General features: G+C 65.6%; 26 protein-coding genes. 24 read left to right on the top strand and 2 right to left on the bottom strand.

Features of this window, described 5'->3' with window-relative positions:
* The first annotated feature begins 3 nt into the window (after positions 1 to 3).
* The 19 genes from ACN20X_RS12370 to ACN20X_RS12280 all read left to right on the top strand — a co-directional run bounded on the left by ACN20X_RS12370 (position 4) and on the right by ACN20X_RS12280 (position 13,964).
* Positions 4 to 2,163 carry a DUF4815 domain-containing protein gene (locus tag ACN20X_RS12370; RefSeq protein WP_016454104.1) on the top strand — a complete coding sequence of 720 codons (2,160 nt, stop codon included), beginning with the start codon at positions 4 to 6 and terminating at the stop codon, positions 2,161 to 2,163.
* Complete coding sequence (locus ACN20X_RS12365) at positions 2,153 to 3,187, top strand: hypothetical protein (RefSeq protein WP_016454103.1); 1,035 nt, start codon at positions 2,153 to 2,155, stop codon at positions 3,185 to 3,187. The genes ACN20X_RS12370 and ACN20X_RS12365 overlap by 11 nt, the downstream gene beginning before the upstream one ends.
* Positions 3,188 to 3,197: 10 nt before the next feature.
* On the top strand, positions 3,198 to 3,701 hold the full coding sequence (locus tag ACN20X_RS12360) for a hypothetical protein (protein WP_016454102.1): 504 nt from the start codon (positions 3,198 to 3,200) through the stop codon (positions 3,699 to 3,701).
* The gene (locus tag ACN20X_RS12355; RefSeq protein ID WP_016454101.1) at positions 3,698 to 4,117 is read left to right on the top strand and encodes a hypothetical protein; all 420 of its coding nucleotides are present in this window, start codon (positions 3,698 to 3,700) and stop codon (positions 4,115 to 4,117) included. The genes ACN20X_RS12360 and ACN20X_RS12355 overlap by 4 nt, the downstream gene beginning before the upstream one ends.
* Entirely contained in the window at positions 4,114 to 4,578 is a 465-nt protein-coding gene (locus tag ACN20X_RS12350) for a hypothetical protein (protein WP_016454100.1), read from the top strand. The genes ACN20X_RS12355 and ACN20X_RS12350 overlap by 4 nt, the downstream gene beginning before the upstream one ends.
* Positions 4,579 to 4,745: 167 nt before the next feature.
* Positions 4,746 to 5,942, top strand: a complete 1,197-nt coding sequence (locus tag ACN20X_RS12345) for a phage tail sheath protein (RefSeq protein ID WP_016454099.1) — start codon at positions 4,746 to 4,748, stop codon at positions 5,940 to 5,942.
* Between the two features lie 36 nt (positions 5,943 to 5,978).
* Positions 5,979 to 6,488 carry a phage major tail tube protein gene (locus ACN20X_RS12340; protein ID WP_016454098.1) on the top strand — a complete coding sequence of 170 codons (510 nt, stop codon included), beginning with the start codon at positions 5,979 to 5,981 and terminating at the stop codon, positions 6,486 to 6,488.
* Positions 6,489 to 6,621: 133 nt separating this feature from the next.
* Complete coding sequence (locus ACN20X_RS12335) at positions 6,622 to 6,987, top strand: phage tail assembly protein (RefSeq protein WP_016454097.1); 366 nt, start codon at positions 6,622 to 6,624, stop codon at positions 6,985 to 6,987.
* 8 nt (positions 6,988 to 6,995) lie between these two features.
* Positions 6,996 to 7,121, top strand: coding sequence for a GpE family phage tail protein (locus ACN20X_RS12330; RefSeq protein ID WP_016454096.1), 126 nt, complete (start codon positions 6,996 to 6,998; stop codon positions 7,119 to 7,121).
* The gene (locus tag ACN20X_RS12325; RefSeq protein WP_016454095.1) at positions 7,114 to 9,618 is read left to right on the top strand and encodes a phage tail tape measure protein; all 2,505 of its coding nucleotides are present in this window, start codon (positions 7,114 to 7,116) and stop codon (positions 9,616 to 9,618) included. The genes ACN20X_RS12330 and ACN20X_RS12325 overlap by 8 nt, the downstream gene beginning before the upstream one ends.
* Before the next feature lie 12 nt (positions 9,619 to 9,630).
* The gene (locus ACN20X_RS12320; RefSeq protein WP_016454094.1) at positions 9,631 to 10,095 is read left to right on the top strand and encodes a phage tail protein; all 465 of its coding nucleotides are present in this window, start codon (positions 9,631 to 9,633) and stop codon (positions 10,093 to 10,095) included.
* On the top strand, positions 10,095 to 11,174 hold the full coding sequence (locus tag ACN20X_RS12315; RefSeq protein WP_016454093.1) for a contractile injection system protein, VgrG/Pvc8 family: 1,080 nt from the start codon (positions 10,095 to 10,097) through the stop codon (positions 11,172 to 11,174). Before ACN20X_RS12320 ends, ACN20X_RS12315 begins: the two co-directional genes overlap by 1 nt.
* Positions 11,175 to 11,227: 53 nt before the next feature.
* The gene (locus ACN20X_RS12310; protein ID WP_016454092.1) at positions 11,228 to 11,494 is read left to right on the top strand and encodes a BrnT family toxin; all 267 of its coding nucleotides are present in this window, start codon (positions 11,228 to 11,230) and stop codon (positions 11,492 to 11,494) included.
* Positions 11,481 to 11,771, top strand: a complete 291-nt coding sequence (locus ACN20X_RS12305; protein WP_016454091.1) for a BrnA antitoxin family protein — start codon at positions 11,481 to 11,483, stop codon at positions 11,769 to 11,771. The genes ACN20X_RS12310 and ACN20X_RS12305 overlap by 14 nt, the downstream gene beginning before the upstream one ends.
* Before the next feature lie 22 nt (positions 11,772 to 11,793).
* A complete protein-coding gene (locus ACN20X_RS12300) occupies positions 11,794 to 12,183 on the top strand; it encodes a hypothetical protein (RefSeq protein WP_016454090.1) in 390 nt (129 codons plus the stop codon).
* 80 nt (positions 12,184 to 12,263) lie between these two features.
* Entirely contained in the window at positions 12,264 to 12,584 is a 321-nt protein-coding gene (locus ACN20X_RS12295) for a hypothetical protein (protein WP_016454089.1), read from the top strand.
* Positions 12,581 to 13,456, top strand: coding sequence for a tyrosine-type recombinase/integrase (locus ACN20X_RS12290; protein ID WP_016454088.1), 876 nt, complete (start codon positions 12,581 to 12,583; stop codon positions 13,454 to 13,456). The genes ACN20X_RS12295 and ACN20X_RS12290 overlap by 4 nt, the downstream gene beginning before the upstream one ends.
* A gap of 9 nt (positions 13,457 to 13,465) precedes the next feature.
* Entirely contained in the window at positions 13,466 to 13,711 is a 246-nt protein-coding gene (locus ACN20X_RS12285; protein ID WP_016454087.1) for a hypothetical protein, read from the top strand.
* A 43-nt stretch (positions 13,712 to 13,754) separates the two neighbouring features.
* Positions 13,755 to 13,964: a hypothetical protein gene (locus ACN20X_RS12280; protein WP_016454086.1), complete on the top strand. Its 210-nt coding sequence runs from the start codon at positions 13,755 to 13,757 to the stop codon at positions 13,962 to 13,964.
* A 50-nt stretch (positions 13,965 to 14,014) separates the two neighbouring features.
* Here ACN20X_RS12280 and ACN20X_RS12275 read toward each other — a convergent pair whose 3' ends face one another.
* On the bottom strand, positions 14,015 to 14,710 hold the full coding sequence (locus ACN20X_RS12275) for a zinc ribbon domain-containing protein (RefSeq protein WP_016454085.1): 696 nt from the start codon (positions 14,708 to 14,710) through the stop codon (positions 14,015 to 14,017).
* 62 nt (positions 14,711 to 14,772) lie between these two features.
* On the bottom strand, positions 14,773 to 15,339 hold the full coding sequence (locus ACN20X_RS12270) for a helix-turn-helix domain-containing protein (protein ID WP_016454084.1): 567 nt from the start codon (positions 15,337 to 15,339) through the stop codon (positions 14,773 to 14,775).
* 80 nt (positions 15,340 to 15,419) lie between these two features.
* Here ACN20X_RS12270 and ACN20X_RS12265 point away from each other — a divergent pair, with 80 nt between their 5' ends.
* From ACN20X_RS12265 to ACN20X_RS12245, 5 genes are all read left to right on the top strand, one after another.
* Positions 15,420 to 15,674, top strand: a complete 255-nt coding sequence (locus tag ACN20X_RS12265; RefSeq protein WP_016454083.1) for a hypothetical protein — start codon at positions 15,420 to 15,422, stop codon at positions 15,672 to 15,674.
* 10 nt (positions 15,675 to 15,684) lie between these two features.
* The gene (locus ACN20X_RS12260; RefSeq protein ID WP_016454082.1) at positions 15,685 to 16,233 is read left to right on the top strand and encodes an Ogr/Delta-like zinc finger protein; all 549 of its coding nucleotides are present in this window, start codon (positions 15,685 to 15,687) and stop codon (positions 16,231 to 16,233) included.
* A 115-nt stretch (positions 16,234 to 16,348) separates the two neighbouring features.
* Complete coding sequence (locus tag ACN20X_RS12255; protein ID WP_016454081.1) at positions 16,349 to 16,759, top strand: hypothetical protein; 411 nt, start codon at positions 16,349 to 16,351, stop codon at positions 16,757 to 16,759.
* Positions 16,756 to 16,914: a hypothetical protein gene (locus tag ACN20X_RS12250; RefSeq protein ID WP_016454080.1), complete on the top strand. Its 159-nt coding sequence runs from the start codon at positions 16,756 to 16,758 to the stop codon at positions 16,912 to 16,914. Before ACN20X_RS12255 ends, ACN20X_RS12250 begins: the two co-directional genes overlap by 4 nt.
* Positions 16,911 to 17,324 (top strand): hypothetical protein, encoded by a 414-nt coding sequence (locus tag ACN20X_RS12245; protein WP_016454079.1) that lies wholly within the window; start codon positions 16,911 to 16,913, stop codon positions 17,322 to 17,324. The genes ACN20X_RS12250 and ACN20X_RS12245 overlap by 4 nt, the downstream gene beginning before the upstream one ends.
* The last annotated feature ends 1 nt before the right edge of the window (position 17,325 follow it).

Here is a 17,325-nt window from a genome sequence, read left to right as displayed (position 1 = left end):
CGCATGACCAGCTACAACCGATTCGACCCCGCCAAGGGCTACACAGAGCACATCTTCCACGCCGACCGCGTGGCGCAGTCGGCCGAGCCGAACGAGATGCAGGCCCAGGCCAACTACCGCCTGCGCCGCGTGGCCGATGTGCTGTTTTCCAACGGCGATATCACGGCCGGCGCGCGCTGCACCGTGGACCCCGAAACCGGCGCCTGCCAGCTGGAGGCCGGCAGCGTCTACATCCACGGCGCCGTGCATGACGTGGCCGCCGCAGCGCTGCAGATCGCCACCCAAGGCACCGTGCATGTGGGCGTGCTGTACTCCACGCGCATCGTCACCGCCGAGGAAGACCCCAGCCTCTACAACCCCGCCGTGGGCACCAGCGGCTATGGCGAGCCCGGCGCCGACCGCATCAAGGTGTCCGTGGTCTGGGGCCTGCAGGGCCAGGGCGCGGGCGACTTCTACCCCGTGTGGACCGTTGAAGATGGCATCGTCAAGCCGCGCGAGCCCGCGCCCCAGCTCAACGCCGTCACCCAGGCCATCCGCCGCTATGACGAGCGCAGCACGGGCGGCACCTACGCCGTGCGCGGCCTGCTCACCATCCAGCTGCCTGATGATGAGGAGGGCAACCAGGTCTATGCCGTCACGGCCGGTGCGGCGCAAGTCGTGGGCGCGGCCATCGAGGTGCCTGCTGACCGCCGCCTGATCTACAAGGCTCAGCCCAACATGGCCCAGGTGAGCAGCGAGCCCCACGGCAGCACCACCGAGGCCCAGCAGCATGTGACTTTCGACCGCTGGCCCGTACTGGAGCCGGCCACCGTGCGCGTCACGCGCCGCAAGACCGCCCAGGTGGTGCACGGCAGTTTCGTGGGCGCGGCCGACCCGCTGCCCGATGGCAGCGTGATCCGCATCAACAGCGTCACCCAGGGCGCCAAGACCTTCACGCCCGACGTGGACTACAAGCTCACGGCCCAACAGGTGGACTGGAGCCCGACCGGCGCCGAGCCCACGCCGGGCAGCAGCTACAACGTGACCTATGAGTACATCAGCACCGAACCCGTGCTCAACCAGACGCCGCGCGGCTTTGACGTGAGTGGCGCCCTGGTCGGTTCGCTGATCCTTGTGGACTACCGCTTTGCACTGCGCCGCATTGACCGCATCGTCATGGACGGTGAAGGCCTCATCAACGTGGTCAAGGGCATTCCCGCCACCTGGCAACCTGTCCCCCCGGCTGTGCCCGACAGCATGCTGGCCCTGGGCAGCATCTACCAGACCTGGGAAGCGGACACGCGCCGCACGGAATCCGACAGCGTGCGCATGGTGCCCATGGCCACCCTGGTGGACTATCGGCGCCGCATGGATGACATCGAGATGGACCTGGCCGAGCTGCGCCTGGCCACCGACACCGCAGGCCGGTACAGCGGGCTGAAAAAGGGCTACTTCGCCGACCCGATGAAGGATGACAGCATGCGCGACCAGGGCATCGAGCAGACCGCCCTGGTCACGGGCGGCGCCCTGCAGCTGTACGAAGCCGAGGCCGCCCACATGCTGGGCGACGGGCGTACTACCCACGCGCTCGAATACAGCCTGGTGCCCGTCATCCGGCAAACCAGCGTCAGCCGCTCCATGCTCGTCAACGGCCTGGCCGTGGCCGGCGACATGCCCGCCACCGTGACCCTGATTCCGGCCGTGGACCGCTGGGAGCACCCGCAAGAGCTGCGCTATCCGAAAGAGGTGATCCTGAATTTCGGGCATGACGTCAACCCATTGACGTGGATGACAGAAGGCAACATCAAGCCCGGCGTGAACCCGGATTTGATCGACACCAGCGGCATCACGCTGCGCACCATCGACGTGGCTTTCGAGATTGCCGGTTTCCGCCCGATGGAGCCGCTGAAGGCCGTGCGCTTCGATGGCCAGCCCGTGGCCGCCACGCCGGCCGCTGGCGGCAGCCTGGTGGCGGATGCACAAGGCGTGCTGCACGGCAAATTCACCATTCCTGCAGGTATTCCAGTGGGTGCGAAAACCGTGGAATTGGAAGGCGAGCAGGGAACCATAGGGCGCGCGCAATTCGTGGGCGCCGCATCCGTAAAACTGTATGTGCAAGCAACGGCAAACCTCGCATGGGGTGCCCGTTCTGCCGTCCACACGACCCTCACCTATGTCATCTAGCACCATCGTCCAAACCGTCACCCCTGCCGCCGCTTTGCAGTGCGCGGGCCTGGATCTGCACTTTGCCGCCGTGGGCGGCCCCGTCATCGTCGTGCTGTCCGAGCTGGACGATGCGGGCATGCCCGGTATAGCTGCCGTGGTCCGGCGCCTGGAGCCCGCGCAGATCAACGTGGCCGGTCAGGCCACGCGCGTGACGTGGCCGGCGCCCGTGCTGATGCGCGCCAGGACGGGCTATGCCATCAGCGTTTCTGCGGCAGATACGCAGACCGCGCTGGAAGTGGCCCAGGTGGGCGAGGCCAGCCAGGGCGGCGGCGGCTGGGTCACAGCGGCGCAGGCCGAAGTGGGCCAGATGTTGGAAATCAATGCATCGGCCATCGTCACGCGGCACGCCAACCGCATGCTGCGCTTTGAGCTGCTGGCCGTGCAGTACACCGCCAACAGCAAAACCGTCACCCTGGGCACGCAAGCCGTGGCCAATGCCACCTCACTGATGCTCAACGCGGGCGCCTCGCAGCCCGAGCCCACCGCCCGCATCAGCTACGCGTTGGAACTGCTGGACGCTGGCGGCGCCCTGCAGCAGACCATCGAGGCAGACGTGGGCCAGCCCGTCAAGCTTTCGGCGGCCCACAACGGCAGCGTGCGCGTACGCGCCACCCTGCGCGTGGGCGACAACGGCCTGGGCGCCGTGCTTGACGCCGCCCCCTTGCTGCTGGTCGGAAGCCTGCTCAACGCTGGCACCTACATCACGCCCAGCATTGCGACAGCGGGCGGCACGGATCTGCGCGTCCTGTTCGTGGGCGACATTCCAGCCGGCGCGGCCGTGGCCGTCCACATGCAGCTGGCCGCAAGCCAGCAATGGCAGGAAGTGCCCTACCTGTCCAGCAGCCAGCAGACGGCTGGCTCCATCGAAATCACGCACCGGCTGCAGGGCATCAACGCCACCAGTCTGCGCCTGCGGCTCACCCTCACCGGCACCACCACGGCCCGGCCCAAGGTGCGCGACCTGCGCGCCGTCATCCTGTGAGCGAGGCCCCATGAGCGACAACAGCATTGCAACCGGGCAGGGCCAGACCGAGCACCTGGGCCTACCACTGCCAGGCAGTACGCTGGAGGTGGATCTGCCAAAGCTCATCCGCGCGCTGGAAATCATCGACGAGGAAGTGGCCCGGCGCGCCGTCTCCCAGCAGGTGGCGGACAGCCTGGACCTCATTCGCCTGGCCATCAACGACTTGGGCGCGACCAAGGTTGAGAAGGTCAACACCAAGGCCGGCAAGACCATCGTGCTCAAGGCCGAGGACATGGCACTCGGCCCCGCAAACGGCCCATCCAAAACCGTCATCACCTATGACGGCTCGGGCCGCGTCTCCACCGTCGTGGAAACCGTGGACGGACAGCTGGCCACCACCACCGTGGCCTACAACGGAGACGGCACGGTCAACACCGTGACCACCACTTACAGGGGCCGCACGCGCACCGAAACCATGGCCTATGTGTCCGGGCGGGTCAGCGGCAGCAACGCATCGGAGGTGCAGGCATGAGCAGCATGGAGATGGTCATCAGCAGTGACCTGGTGCGCGCCCGCGCGGAAATCGCGGCGCTGAATCAAAGTCTGGCAGCTGCCCGGGTAGAAATCGCCACCGTGGACAACCGCGTGCAGTGGGTGAGCAGCCAAGTGGCCAATACCGGAGCGGTAAAGAGCGTGCAGCGCGGGGTTGTGTCGATGAGTGGGGAAACGCCTTCGGGCAGTAATTCTGTAATTGTGAATGTGAGCCCTGTAACGATGGAGCGAACATCGCTCCACTTTATTGGCGGTGCGGCATTTGTCAGCAACGGATACGGGCGATTTGCCTACGCGAAGCTCATCAACAGTAGTCAAATACAGTTTGATTGGGGAAATCAGGTTATTAACGCGACAAATATTTTGGTGTCGTGGGAGTTGGTGGAGTACAAATGATGGTCGCCTATTTCTATGCCCAACTGAATGCATCTGGCGTGGCTGTGGCGCTGACGCAAGCCCACGAGGAAATCACCGCTGCCGACATGCACCGCCTGCCCCAATACGACACGAGCGTGCTGGGCCGCCGCTGGACTGGCGCCAAATGGGTGGACGTGCCACCGCCCAAGATCAGCCGGCGCATCACGCCGCTGGCGTTTCGCCGCCGCTTCACCGCCATCGAGCGCGCCGCCATCGAATGGGCGGCCGTGGACCGCGCAGAGGCCGGCACCATGGAGCGCATGCAGGCCGCCCAGCTGCGCAGCACGTTGAAGGACCAGGAGCTGGCCAGCTTCATCGACTTGGACGACCCGGACGTGGCGGCCGGCGTGCAGCTGCTGGAAACCGTGGGCCTGATCGCAGACGGCCGCGCGCTGCAGATCACGGACACGCCACCGCGCCCAGACGAGCTGCCGGACTGACCTGGCCGCGCCACCCGCACCACCACCGCAAGCCCGCCACTCGGCGGGCTTTGTCTTTGGGGTAGCACCGGCTCGCACCGGCCCTATCGCTGGCCGCCTACGCGCGGGCGGGGGAACATGCAGACACACACCGCACACCCACCGAACCCCTGCAGGAGCCCATCACCATGACACTCGCCGGCTACCACCACGGCGTGCGCGTCTCGGAAGTCAACACCGGGACCACCACGCTGCGCATCGTCTCCACGGCCGTTATCGGCCTGGTGGCCACCGGCCCCGGAGCCGACCCCACCAAATTCCCGCTGGATAGGCCTGTTCTCTTCACCAACATCGAGAAGGCGCTGGACGCGGCCGGCACCACCGGCACCTTGCCCGAGGCCTTGAAGGCCATCAAGGACCAGTCCCGCCCCGTGCTCGTCATCGTCCGCGTGCCCTTGGGCGCAGGTGCCACGCCAGAAGAGGCCGAGGCCGACCAGACCAGCCTGGTCGTTGGCGACAACGTGGGCGGCAAGCGCTCCGGCATTCAGGCCCTGCTCACCGCGCAGCAGCAGCTGGGCGTCAAGCCCCGCATCCTGGGCGCGCCGGGCCTGGATTCCAAGCCCGTGGCCGATGCGCTGACGGCCGCCGCCATCAAGCTGCGCGCCATGGCCTACGTGCAGGGCTACGGCGCAGACGATGTGAGCGAGGCGCTGGCCTATGCAGAGAGTTTCGGCGCACGGGAAACCATGGTCATCTGGCCCGACTTCAAGGCCTGGAACACCACCACAAACGCGGCCACCAACGTGCCGGCCGTGGCCTATGCGCTGGGCCTGCGCGCCCGCATCGACGTGGAGCAGGGTTGGCACAAGACCCTCTCCAACGTGCCGCTCAATGGCCCGGTCGGCATCAGCAAGGACGTGCATTTCGACCTGCAAAGCTCGGAGACGGACGCGAACATTCTCAATGAGGGCAACGTCACCACGCTGATCAACTACCAGGGCTATCGCTTCTGGGGATCGCGCACCTGCAGCACGGGCGAACTGTTCCGCTTCGAGTCCGCAACCCGCACCGCCCAGGTGCTGGCCGACACCGTGGCAGAAGGCCATTTCGCCTTCATCGACAAGCCCCTGCACCCCAGCCTGGTGAAAGACATCATCGAAGGCATCAACGCCAAGTTCCGCGAACTCAAGGCCCTGGGCTACATCCTCGACGGCCGCGCCTGGTTTGACGCCGAGGTCAACACCACCGAAGCCCTCAAGGCCGGCAAGCTGGTCATCGACTACGACTACACGCCCGTGCCGCCGCTGGAAGACCTGGGATTCCGCCAGCGCATCACCGACCGCTATTTCGCCGACTTCGCCATGCGCGTGGGCACCGGCCAATAAGCCCGGCCGCATTCCAGCACACAGGAGATCCACACCATGGGACTGCCCCGCAAACTCAAGAACTTCGCCACCTTCATTGATGGCGAGAACTACATGGGCGAAATGCCCGAAGTCACCCTGCCCACCCTCACCCGCAAGGTGGAGGAATACCGGGGCGGCGGCATGAATGGCCCCGTTGATCTGGACATGGGCCAGGACAAGATGGAAGCCGAACTCAAGGCGGCCGGCTACATGAAGGGCCTGATGAAGCAATGGGGCGCCGCCAAGCACGATGCCGTGATGCTGCGCTTTGCCGGCGCCCTGCAGACCGATGACAGCGAGGGCGTGCAGGCCGTCGAAGTCGTCATGCGCGGGCGCCTGACCGAGCGCGACCCGGGCAGCTCCAAGGCTGGCGACATGGTGGAGCAGACCTTCAAGTACAGCCTGAGCTACTACAAGGAAGTGCTGGACGGCGAAACCATCCTTGAAATCGACTTCGTGAACCTGGTCGAGAAGGTCCACGGCGAGGACCGCATGGCCCAGACCCGCACCGCCCTGGGCATCTGACGGCCCGCACCCGCAAACAGTTTTCCTTCCCCTCTCGTCTGTCTCCGGCCGCATGGGAAACGGCCCTTCGCGCCGGCCTGGGCCACTACCTTGGTCGGCGCTTTTTTCTTCACAACCAACCACCGAGGCACCTATGGACCCCCAAGCCAAGACCACCGACACCACTACCAGTCCCAAGACCGTGCAGGTCAACGTCACGCTGGAAACACCGATCCAGCGCGGCAGCGGCGTCATCGACGTGGTAACGCTGCGCAAGCCGCTGGCCGGCGCACTGCGCGGCATCAACCTGGCCGAGCTGCTGGCCCTGCGTGCCGAGTCCGTCATGCTGCTGCTGCCGCGCATCACCACCCCCACCCTCACGCGGGAAGACGTGGCGGCCATGGACCCCGTGGACCTGGTGGCCTGCGCTTCGGAGGTGGTCAATTTTTTGGTGCCATCCAAGCAGCTGGAGACGGCCAAGGCCAATCAGGCGATGGCCATGGAATCCCTGGGCGCGTAGAGGACGCCATGGCGGACGTGGCCGCCATCTTCCACTGGCGGCCGGCCGACATGGACCCCATGGACCTGGCCGAGCTGATGCACTGGCGCGCCCTGGCTGTAGACCGCTTCCAACAGATGAACAAGCATGGATAAGCTCAAGCTGCAGGTACTGCTGGACCTGGCCGACCGGGTTTCGGCCCCGCTCAAGCGCATAGGCGCGGGCGCCCGTGCGCTGAACACGGATGTGAGCAGCACCCAGGACGTGCTGCGCAAGCTCCAGCAGCAGCAGGCTGCCGTGGGCAAGGCCAACGCCATGCAGGCCAGCCTGCGCGAAACGCAGGCGAAACTGCAGGCCGCGCGCACGGCCAAGGCTGCGCTGGTGGCGGAAATGCTCAAGGGCGGCGAGGCGGCCAAGGCCGCAGGCGGGCAGTACCGCGCCGCTGGCGACGCAGTGCAAAAGCTCGCGGCCACCTATCAGCGGCAGATTGACCAGACCAAACGCCTGCGCGCCGGCCTGGCTGAAATGGGCATTACCAATGCGGCCCAGGCAGAAGGCAAGCTGCGCGAGGCCATCGACCGCACCACCAAGGCCCTGGAGCGTCAGCGCAAGGCGCAGGAGCTGACCAACAAGCACCGCGCCGCCGTGGACGCCAACAAGGCCGCCCGGGGCGATGCGCGTGGCGCACTGTTCGACGGCGCGGCCATGGCCGCATCCCTGGCCGCGCCATTGAAGATGGCCGTTGACTTCGAGTCGTCCATGGCCGATGTGGACAAGGTCATGGACCTGGACAAAAGCGGCCTGGAGCGCATGTCCCAAAGCGCCATTGACCTGTCCAAGCGCCTGCCCATGGCGGCCAAGGACATCGCGCAAATCATGGCCCTCGGCGGCCAGTCTGGCCTGGACGAAAAGCAGCTGCTGGGCGGCGACGGACAGGTGGGCTTTGTGGAGCACGCCGTGAAGATGGGCACGGCCTTCGGCATGACGGCCGAAGAGTCTGGCGAGGCCATGGCCAAGATGAAATCTGCCTTCGGCATGTCCATCCCCGAAGTGGCCACGCTCACCGACAAAATCAACCTGCTGGGCAACACGGGGGCGGCCAACGAAAAGCAGATCCTTGGCATAGTCACGCGCGTGGGTCCGCTGGGCGGCGTGGCCGGCGTGGCGGCCGGGGGCATTGCGGCCCTGGGCTCCACCCTGGCCGGCATGGGCGTGCAGGAAGAGGTGGCATCCACCGGCATCCAGAATCTGATGCTCGCCCTGGTGGCCGGCGAAAGCGCCACAAAGAGCCAGCGCGAGGGCCTGCAGGCCCTGGGACTGGACGCCACCGAAGTGGCCAAGAGCATGCAGCAGGACGCCACGGCCACGATGATGAACGTGTTCGACAAGGTGCGCGGGCTGGAGAAATACCAGCAGGCCGCCGCCCTGCAAACGCTCTTCGGCAAGGAATCCATCAAGGCCATTGCGCCCCTGCTCAGCCAGCTGGACACGCTCAAAGAAAACTTCGAGAAGGTCACGGACGAAAGCAAATACGGCGGCGCCGTGAATGCGGAGTACGAAAAGCGCGCAGCGACCACGGCCAACCGCCTGAAACTGGCCAGCAACCAGGCGGCGGCCATGGGCATCTCCCTGGGCAACATCCTGCTGCCATCGCTCAATGACGGGCTCACCATGCTGACGCCCTGGATGGAGCGCATCTCCGCACTCACCCAGGCCTTTCCCGGTGTCACGCGCGCCGTGGTCCTGTTGGTGGCCGCCCTGGTGCTGGGCAAGGTGGTGGCCATTGCGGCGGGCTACGGATTCGCGCTGATCAAAGGCGCCCTGCTCACCGTGCGCGGCGTGCTGATTGCGGCGCGCATGGCCTGGATTCTGCAGACCGGCGCCATGGTGGCCAGCATGGTCATCAGCCGCACTGCCGCGCTGGCCAGCAAGGCATTTGCCGCAGCGCAGTGGCTGGTCAATGCCGCCCTGGCGGCCAACCCCATTGGCATCGTCATCCTGGCCCTGGTGGCCCTGGCCGCTGCGGCCTACCTCATCGTCACGCGCTGGGAAGAGATCAAGGCCGGCGCCCTGGCGCTGTGGGAAAGCCTCAAGGGCATGGCCGGCAACTTTGTGCAGATCGGCGGCCAGATGATTGACGGCCTCATCAGCGGCGTGACCGCCAAGCTCACCGCGCTCAAGGACACCGTGGTGGGCGCCGCCACATCCGTGGGCCAATGGTTCAAGGAAACGCTGGGCATTGCCAGCCCCTCGCGCGTGTTCATGGAGTACGGCGGCTGGGTGTCCGAGGGCGCGGCCCTGGGCATCCAGAAGGGCCAGGGCCTGGCGGCAGCGGCTGCCGTGGGCCTGGCCGGCGTCACGGCCGCACCCATGGCCGCTGCCGGCACTGATGCGCTGGCCGCTGCCCAGGCCATGCCCATCACGGCGCCCGCGCCGCTGATGGCGCCCAGCGGCAGCGCCCTGGGGCGTGGCAATGCGGCCGGAGCGGGCGCGCCCATGGCGGCGGCCAGCGGCCCCATCACCATTACCATCAACGCCGCGCCAGGCATGGACCCCAAGGACATAGCCCGCGCCGTGGCGGCCGAGCTGGACAAGCGCGAGCGCGCCAACAAGTCCCGCGTGCTCAGCCAGCTCAGCGACACCGAGGGATAAAGGAGCCCGCACATGCCAATGATGACCCTGGGCCAATTTGTGTTTGGCCTAGATACCGTGGCGTATCAGGAAATGCAGCGCGCCACCGACTGGCGCCACCCCAGCAACAGCCGCGTGGGCGCCCGGCCGGCGCGCCAGTACGTGGGCCAGGGTGATGACACCATCACGTTTACCGGACTGTTCGTTCCAGAATTCCGTGGCGGCCGCAAGACCCTGGACGAACTGCGCAAGATGGCCGACGCCGGCAGCGCATACGCCATGGTCAACGGGGCCGGGGACAACCTGGGCGCGTGGGTCATCCAGCGCCTGAGCGAAAACGGCAGCGTGTTCGTGAAGGAAGGCCTGCCCCGCCGCATCGACTTCACCGTGGAGCTGGCCCGCGTGGACGACTCCCAGGCCGACCCCAGCGGGGGCAGCGATGGCGGCACGGGCGGCGGTGATTGGGACGATGGCGACTTCTGGGATTGGTGGATGTGATGGCAGCAACAGAAAACCAGGCCACGGGCGCCTACCAGCAGCCGGACTATCAGCTCACTATCAACGGCGTCAACATCACGCCCAAGGTGGGCAAACGCCTGATCGAATTGCGCCTGCGCGAAAGCCGCGGCGAAGAGGCGGACCAGCTGGATCTGACCCTGGACGACGCGGACGGCCGCATGGCCATCCCGCCCAAGGGCGCCACCATCTCCATCCGTCTGGGCTGGCTGCACGAGGGATTGGTGGACAAGGGCAGCTTTGTGGTGGATGAGGTGGAGCACGGCGGCAGCCCCGACCGCATCAGCGTGCGCGCCCGCAGCGCGGACATGGCCAAGAGCCTGCGCGAGCGCGCCAGCCACAGCTGGAACGACTCCACCGTGGGCGCCGTGGTCCAAGACATTGCCGCGCGCAACAGCCTGCCGGCGCGCATCGCCCCTGAGCTGGCCGAGCGCAAGGTGCAGCACATAGACCAGACCAACGAATCGGACCTGCATTTTCTGTCCCGCCTGGCGCGCCAGCACGACGCCGTGGCCACGGTCAAAAAAGGGCAGCTGATCTTTCTGCGCACAAACAGCCGCACCAACGCCAGCGGCCAGCCCATCGCCCCTATGCACATCACGCGCGAAGCGGGCGACCAACACCGATGGCACACCGCAGACCGCACCAACTACACCGGGGTGCGCGCCTATTGGACTGACGGCAAGCGCGCCCGCCGCAGGGGCGTGCTGGCGGGCACCAAGACGGGCAGCGTCAAGACGCTGAAAGACACCTTCGCCAGCGCCGAGGCCGCGCGCCAGGCCGCGCAATCGGAGATGCAGCGCGTGGACCGTGGCGCCGCCACCCTGAGCCTGGCCCTGGCCCTGGGCCGGCCCCACCTCATGCCGCAGGCGGCCGTGACCGTGGAGGGCTTCAAACCCGAGATTGACGGCGAGGGCTGGCTGGTCAAGTCCGTGGAGCACGCCCTGGGTGATGGGGGATTCACCACGCAGATCGAGCTGGAGCGCCAGGGCGGTGGCGACGCGCAGGCCCAGGATGATGCGGATGATGCGGCGACGGAAGTACCCGACGACGACAATTAACGTACATACAAAAAAGCCTTGACCCGGGAATTATCGTAAGTACAATAATTCACATGGACATCGAATTCGACCCCGACAAGAACCAGGCCAACATCGACAAGCACGGCGTTTCGCTGGAGATGGCGGGCCACATCGAATGGAGCAATGTCCTGTGCATGCCGGATGCGCGCCGGGACTACGGCGAAGTACGTGAAATCGGCTTCACCGTCATCGGCCAACGGCTGTACGTTGTGGTGTTCGTGCAGCGCGGGCAGACCATGCGAATCGTCAGTCTCCGCAAGGCAAACTCCAGAGAGGTCAAGGCTTATGAAGCAATCTAAGAAAGTGGGGCTGATCCAGCCCACGGCGGCCGAAGATGCCGCCATTGCCCGGGGCATCGAACAAGACCCGGACACCATGGAAATCACGGGCGACATGCTCGCCGAAATGCAACCGCTGGCCCGGCGTGGGCGCCCCCCGCTGGAGCAGCCCAAGCTGTCCATGACCATGCGTGTGGATGCAGACGTTCTGATGGCAATCAAGGCCACCGGGTCGGGCTGGCAGTCGCGCGTCAATGATGTGCTGCGCGAAGCCGTGCGACGCGGCAAATTGGCCTGAGCACAATCAACGGGAGAATCAAATGCAGCTCATCGTTACTGAGAAAGATCACCGGGGACTGCCCTACAGGGTGCAGTCAGAAAACGGGCGCTATACCTGGTTTACCGGCGCAGACAGCTACCTGCACGACACCGTGGCGCAACGCGACATCTATCAAATGGCCTATTTCGCAAGGCAGGGCTTTGGCGGCGAAGCATTGCCGGCCGAGGTTGAGGCCGATGTGCATGCGTTCTGGGCTGCACTGAGGGAAATAGAGGCTGCAGCCCAGGCTGCGGACCAGGCCAGGGAGATTGCCGAGATTGCAGCGCTGCCTCGGGAGAGCGAGGCTGAATTTGCGGACCGGATGCACAAGGCGCGCGAATTCGACCAACGGCACAACGAAGGCGGCGAGGGCTTTAACCCCTACCGATAGCGTTGCAACGCATCAGCCCGGCATGGCGCCGGGCACCAACCGGCCGGGCGGGTTCCCGGATGCTTGATAGGAGCAATCGCATGTCCACATGCACCACTCTCACGCGCGCCGACCTGGTACGCCCCCTGGCCCACATCTTCACGCAGGCCCGCGAAGCACAAGACGGCCAAGGCTGGCCGCACCTTTTCTACAGAGACCAGCACGACACTTTTGAAATGCGGCTGACGCCCAGCAATGGCCACGGCATGGGCACGCAATACTCGCTCAGCTGCTTTCTGAACGGCCGGCCCGCCCGGCAACTCAATTCCCAGCTGTTCGCCTGGGACACGCCTATCGGCAGGGTCATGATGATGGCGGCCGGCGCATCGCCGCTGCTTGAAATCGAGGAATTCTTTTCATGAGCGCGCCCCGCATTGCCCATCTGTTGCAGGTGTACGAGCGGGACCGCGTGGCGGTGGTGGTGCAGCCCCAGCGCATCCGTGACACCGTGGCGCACCTGCTGCCCTTCTTCGGGCAGCTCACGGTGGCAGAGATCACCCGCAGCGCCGTGCTGGAGTACACGCAAAAGCGCCAGGCCACAGGCCTGCAATCCCCAACCGTTCGCCGTGAGCTGGTGTCCCTGCGCGCAGCACTGCGGATGGCCTGGCGTGACGGCCTGATTGATCGTGTGCCCCCGCTGCCCATGCCGGCGCACAGCAACCGCCGTGAGCGAGTTCTCTCCCGGGATGAGGTCCGTGCCCTGCTTGCGGCAACCGCACCCAGGCCCCGCCTGCATGCGTTCCTTCGGTTGCTCATCGCCACCTGCGGGCGCGTATCTGCTGTGTGCGAACTGACGTGGGCCGCCGTGGATCTGCACGAGCGCGTCATTGATCTGCGCTCCCGTCACCCCTTGGCGCAACGCATGAAGCGCCGCGCTGTAGTCCCCATCACCAGCGAGCTGGCCGCTTACTTGGCCGCCTATCGTGACGCGCCAGAGGTGCACCGAGGACGCGGCCGGCGTCCAGTGCCGGGCGCCCGCGTGGTCGGGTTGTCCGTGTCATCTGCTCGCCAGCAGCTCAAGACCGCTGCCCTGCAGGCGGGCGTGCAGGGAGTCACGCCGCATGTCATCCGGCACAGCGTGGCCACGCACATGCTTGCCGAAGGGGTGGAGCTGACCATGGTTTCCAAAATGCTTGGGCATGCATCCGTGGCCATCACGGCGGACGTGTACGGCCACCTCAAGCCCGCCCAGCTGGCCCCCGCTGCCGAAGTGTTGGGCAGGTGGGCCGGATAAACTCCATGCATGTACCGCGTCTATGTGATCAAGCAGCGCGCCGGGGGCAGCGAAGTGCTGCCCGCCACGCGCACCCAAACCCCTGTTTTTGCTGCTGCGGCGGCAGCATTCGGTGCCTTGCAAGAGCAGGAATTTGATGCGGCGCACCTGCTGCTGATGACGCTGGACAATCGCCAGCTCAATGCCTACCGCTACGGGTCAAGGCCCGGCGAACGCGACTACCTGGCACCTGGTGCAATCCTGCGCCAACGCTAGGCGGCGGCCTCTCTCGCCGCTGCATACACCGATGGAACAAACCATGTACGACGCAACCAGACGGATCGGCCAGCATCAGGCGGAAGCCTTTGAGGAGATGCGTGTGAGGCTGCAACTTGCCAGGCCAGACGTGGACTGGGAAGCATTGCTCTCAGACGCTGAGCGCAAGGCGCGCGGTAGCCTTGATGTGTCATTCCTTGAATTGGTCAAGGCAACGGTGAACCTGGCGCTTTGCGAACCTGCAAAGCCGTAAGCGCCCAAAACAAAGCCCGCACGCAGCGGGCTTTTTTGTGGGCGGCTCGGCTACTCAGCAGGGCTGTACGTCACCATCACGCCGACACCTTGCATTGCCCTGGCGGATATCTGAACTCCGCCGATAGTCTCGCGCACCAAGTCGCCGCCTGAGCCGTCCATTGCTTTCTTGACTGCGCTCATCAAGGCTGCGGAAACATCGTCACGGCTGGCATTTTTCGTGAGCGCGTTGGCAATCATGTGGAGGCTGGCGAAGGCCTTGATGGACTTTTCCTGATCGCCGCCCGTCAAGGTGGCCATGACGGACTCCATGTTGCCGCTTTGCTTGTCCACCGTGCCGACAACGGGAGTTTCTCCGGGTGCTATGTGCGTCCACGTGTCCTTTTTGCTGCCCTGAGTAAGGGCCAGCGGCTGCTGAATCAGCCACTCCTTGCCGACCTCCTTGGCCACTGCGTTGAAACGTGTGCGGAATTCTTGGGAGTCAAAGCCAAAATTCGGGCGAACCTCTGCAGTGGGTGGGGTGCTGCTGGCGGCAGTCGCGGGTGCCGGCGCTGCAGCCTCTGTGCTCTTTGGGGTGCTGCTGTCGCTGCAGGCAACGACGACAGCAACAACGATTGCAGCCAGTGCTGCCACACCGAGGACTGTTTGCTTTGTGGAAACTGCGGGGTTTGTAACGCCGCAATGTGGGCATGTCTTTGCGGTACGTTCAACCTCTTTTTTGCATTGCTTGCAAGGCATCATTGCCATGGTTTTCCCTCTCTGTGAAAGTCGCGCTTGCTGCCGCGCGGGCGGCCGCGCGAATTGGTGATTCAGGCCCGCGCCACGCGGGCGGCCAGCGTGCGCAGCGCGGCCTGCGCCTCATCGTCGGCCTGCTGGTAGTGCTGCAGCAGTGCCTGGGCATCGCTGGGCAGTGCGCCAGCCTCAACGCCGCCGCCTGCACGCAGCGACAGCAGCACATAACCCACATCCACGCCAACCGCGTGCAGCTGCTGCAGCGCCTTGGCGTCTGGCGCGAACTCGCCTTCTTCAAATTTCAGCAGCGCCAGGCGGTCCACGCCTGATTTCTCGGCCAGTTGGCCAATCGTCAAATCCAGCCTTTTGCGCTCCTGCTGGAGCCGCTGGGCGATGGTTTCGCCCGCAGGCTCGAGCCCGGCCGGCCGCACGCTTGGGTCAAACGAGCGCGTGCCTGTCAGTAGGAACGGGATATCCACGCCCTCGCTGCCCAGCGCGGCGAGGTAATCCGAGTCCGGTTTGCGGGTGCCCTTTTCATAGTTGAGCTGCGTGAATTTTGAGATGCCCGCAAGCGCGCCAAAGTCCTCTTGGTTGAGACCTAAGCGCTTACGCTCCACTATCAAGCGCTCAAAAAAATTGGACATAGTTCAAATAACTCTTGACTCGTTGTACGTTCGTCAAATACATTGGAGCCACCTTGTAACAACCTAGCTCCAGATACTACATGACCACCCCAGCGCACCACACCCGCCATCGCTCGGCCACGGTCGAGCCCCTGATGCACGCCAAACCCATTCCCCTGCGGCTGACCGGCGAAGAGCTGGAACGTGCATGGGCCGGCGCCCAGCACGAGGGCCGCAGCGCAAGCAACTTCATCCGCATGATCCACAACATGGGCATGGAGCAGTACGCCAAGCACGGCCGCATCGTGCTGGGCCACAACGACACCGGCACCGCCACCGCCGCCGAGCAGCGCTGAAAGTCCGGTCATGGCACAGGCAGCAGCAAACCCCTTTCAGCCCCAGCTCGGCACGCAGCCGAATCTTGGATTCACCAAGGCCGCTCTGGGTGTAATCCACCGGGCCGGCAAGCCCGTCCCCAAGGCGCGCGCCACTGTGCGAAAAGGCGCGCAAGGCTGTAACAACCTGTCCAAGCCGGATACATCTGCCGACACGCAGGCCCAGGCTCAGGACGAAGGCCCGCGCCTGAAATCCGAATTCCACCGCATCGCCTGCCCGCACTGCGAGAGCCCGGCCACCATCCGCCGCAGCAACCAGGTAACGAACCTGACGCGCGAGTACGCATTCGCCTGCACCAATTTCGAGTGCGGCCACACCTTCAGCGCCACGATGGAAATCACGCGCACCCTGAGCCCCAGCGCCACGCCCAACCCCACGGTGCGCCTGCCCCTGAGCACCCATGTGCGCCGCGATCTGATGCGCGAGCAGCTGGCATGCGCCCAGCCCTCTGACTACCGCACCACGCAGACCGCGCCCAGCACCCTGGAGCTGTTCGGCACCAGCCCGCCAGCGGACTGACACCAGGGCCGCGCGCCCTGCCCTGACCCACCCCGTTCCCCCTGTTCCTGTGGAGCCTGAAAGAAGGCCCTGCGGGACGTGCTCACCCTGAAAAACGCAACCCCGAGAGGACGCAATGCAATTCTTTGAACTCCGCAGGCCCCGGCCCGCGCAGCAGATCACCCTGGTGGATGAGGCCCTGCGGGCCGAGCACACCCGGCACGCTGCGCGGCTCAAGGAAATTGACGGCCTCGCCAGCGACCTGCAGCGGCTGCAGCAGCACCTGCCCGCCCTGCGCGCGGCCGGCGTGGACGTGAGCGGCCACGAGTGCGCCAACATCGGCGGCCTGTTCATCCACGGCGGCCAGGACCGCGCCCGCAACGGCCGCATGCTGCAGGCCCTCATGGGCATGGGCGGCAAGGCCCGCAACAGGGCCGCATTCAAGGATGGCGGCTTTGCCGTGGAGCTGGACCTGGGCGGCCTGCATCTGGCTTTCTACGTGGACCCGCGCGCAGCAGGGGCCGGGGCGCAAGGGAGTGCGGCATGAGCCAGTACGCCGTGACCCATGTTGACGCGCTGCATGTGCGCCGCCGCGTGGTGCTCAGCGCCGCGAACCGCGCCGCCGCCCAGGCCACCGTGGAACTCATCTACGGACTGCCCTGGTTCCTGACCGCCGTGCGCTTGAACGGGGGTGCGCGGTGAACCTGTCCGAAATCTCCGCACCGCAATTCCTGCAATGGGTGGGCGTGCACAACGCTGCCCCGTCCCTGGCACCCGTCCTGCATCGCCTGCCTGCGCCGCCCGTGGCGCCGCACATTGCCCGCATGACACCTGCAGAGTGCCGCGAGCATCTGCGCCGCCTCAAGGACGATGCCGTGTACCGCTCAAGCAATGGCCGCTGGAGCGATGCCGAGGCGCGCGAGTGGTCCACGCTGCACATCAGTATTCGCATGTCGGTGCTGCTGCTGGCGGGCATCGAGGGCGAGCTGGAAGAGCTGGGCCGCCGCGAGTGGCGCGAGCTGCCGCCGCCTGAGCGCAATGCCATCAAGGCCCAGATCCGCTACATGGCCGACGAGATGGCGAAGCTGCATTCGCTGACGGTGAAGAACTAGC

Source organism: Delftia sp. PX-1 (assembly GCF_055797465.1).
Note: the sequence above shows the minus strand (reverse complement) of the source record. Positions and strands in the feature narration are given on the sequence as shown.